This window comes from Natrinema soli (genome assembly GCF_028618695.1).
This window is the reverse complement of sequence record NZ_JAQIVI010000169.1, coordinates 1-2,081: the sequence shown is the minus strand read 5'-3', so window position 1 is coordinate 2,081 and position 2,081 is coordinate 1. Positions and strand designations below refer to the sequence as shown.

3 protein-coding genes are annotated in these 2,081 nt (G+C 68.9%); all 3 read right to left on the bottom strand.

The genetic code is table 11. The annotated features are described in order from the left end of the window. A partial coding sequence (locus tag PGX04_RS11620) for an ATP-binding cassette domain-containing protein (RefSeq protein WP_273738657.1) occupies positions 1–258 on the bottom strand: 258 nt, incomplete at its 3' end. Further along, positions 255–1,391, bottom strand: coding sequence for an ABC transporter ATP-binding protein (locus PGX04_RS11615; RefSeq protein WP_273738656.1), 1,137 nt, complete (start codon positions 1,389–1,391; stop codon positions 255–257). The genes PGX04_RS11620 and PGX04_RS11615, both read right to left, overlap by 4 nt. Next, positions 1,391–2,081, bottom strand: a 691-nt coding sequence (locus tag PGX04_RS11610) for an ABC transporter permease (protein WP_273738655.1), incomplete at its 5' end; no start/stop codon positions are given. The genes PGX04_RS11610 and PGX04_RS11615, both read right to left, overlap by 1 nt.

Below are 2,081 nucleotides of genomic sequence, written 5' to 3'. Positions count from 1 at the left end.
TCGAAAGCGAATTTCGCCGCCGACGATCTCGCCGGGGGACTCGATCAGGCGGAGTAACGCGAGGCTGGCGACGCTCTTGCCGGCCCCGCTCTCGCCGACGAGTCCGAGCGTCTCGCCGGCGCGAATCTCGAGGTCGACGCCGTCGACCGCCCGAACCGTCTCGTGCCGGCCGAGCAATCGATCGAGAAAGCCGTCGGCCGTCGTGTAGCGTTTCTCGAGCCCCTCGGCCCGAAGTAGCGGCTCGCCGTCGGTCGTCATTGCGGATCACCCGTCCGGTCGCGTTCGCGGGTCCGTTCCTCGCCGCCGTCACCGCCGAGACGGCGTTCGTCCGGTTCGTTCGACTCGGTCGGTTCATCCGCTCCGTCCCGCACCCGCACCTCGTAGTCTAGCCCCTCCTCGAGGTCGCCGGTGTACTCGAGGCAGGCAGCGACGTGGGTGTCGGGATCGCCGTCGTCCGGGGCTCCCGACGCCGTCTCGACGAGCGGCGGGTGACGTCTGGCACAGACGGCCTCCGCGTACGGACAGCGCGGGTGGAACCGGCAGCCCGTCGGCGGGTCGACGAGGTCTGGCGTCGTTCCGGGGACGGTCGCGAGGCGCTCGCGGTCGTCACCCAGTCGGGGAATCGAGGCCAGCAACCCGACGGTGTAGGGGTGTTTCGGGTCGTAGTACAGCTCCTCGACCGGGGCGCGTTCGACGATCTCACCCGCGTACTGTACCAGCACCCGATCGCAGATTTCGGCGACGACGCCGAGATCGTGGGTGACCAGCTGGATCGCCGTCTCGGTCTCTCGGGCGAGGTCCGCGAGTAACTCGAGGATGCCGGCCTGGACCGTCACGTCGAGGTCGGTCGTCGGCTCGTCGCAGACGAGCAGTGCGGGATCGCAGGACAGCGCCATCGCGATGACGGCCCGCTGTCGCATCCCGCCGGAGAACTCGTGGGGGTAATCAGAATACCGGGCGGCCGGATCCGGAATCCCGACCCGCTCGAGGAGCGCGATCGCGCGGTCGCGGGCAGCGTCGTCGGTGACGGCCTCGTGTGCACGAATCGCCTCCGATATCTGTTCGCCGACGGTGTAGACGGGGTTGAGCGCCGCGCCCGCCTCCTGAAAGACCATCGCAATCTCGTCGCCTCTGAGCCCTCGCATCTCGTCGGTAGACAGCTCGAGGACGTTCCGTCCTCGAAAGCGAATTTCGCCGCCGACGATCTCGCCGGGGGACTCGATCAGGCGGAGTAACGCGAGGCTGGCGACGCTCTTGCCGGCCCCGCTCTCGCCGACGAGTCCGAGCGTCTCGCCGGCGCGAATCTCGTAACTGATGCCGTCGACCGCCCGGACGACGCCGTTTTCGGTATAGAACTGGACGACGAGATTCTCGACCTCGAGCAGCGCCATCAGCGCAGCCGCCTCCGTTCGTCGCTCACGTCCCGGTGGGGGTCGAGCGCGTCGTTGATCCCGTCACCGACGAGGTTGATCGCCAGCACGAACAGGAAGATCGCGAATCCGGGGAAGACGGTGATGTGCCAGTCGCCTCGGACGAGCGAACTTCGGCCCTGCGAGAGCATCGCGCCCCACTCGGCGCTCCCGGGCTCGAGGCCGAGTCCGAGGAAGCCGAGCGCCGCGGCGGTGAGGACGACCGTACCGACGTTGAGCGTCGCCTGGACGACGACGGGAGCGACGGCGTTCGGCACGACGTGTCTGCGGATGACCGTCCGATCGGGGACGCCGAGCGCTCTCGCGGCCGTGACGTACTCGCGCTCCCGGACCGAGAGGACCTCGCCGCGCAACAGCCGTGCGTAGCCGATCCAGCCGGTGATAGCGAGGGCCAGCACGACCGTCCAGAAGCCGCCGCCGAGGATCGGCACCGGCTCGAGGATCGGGACGATCGCGATCGCCAGCACCAGAAACGGAAAGGCGTACAGCACGTCGACGAGCCGCATGATCGCCTCGTCGATCCAGCCGCCGAAATAGCCTGCGATCGCGACGAGGGGAACGCCGACGCAGAGCGCCAGCGCGACGGCGACGAGCCCGATTCCCAGCGTGTACCGGCCGCCGACGAGGACCCGCGAGAGCTGGTCGCGGCCC

Excerpts from the sequence above, each read along its gene's own strand:
- PGX04_RS11615 (WP_273738656.1), bottom strand. The coding sequence starts at position 1,391 with ATGGCGCTGCTCGAGGTCGAGAATCTCGTCGTCCAGTTCTATACCGAA.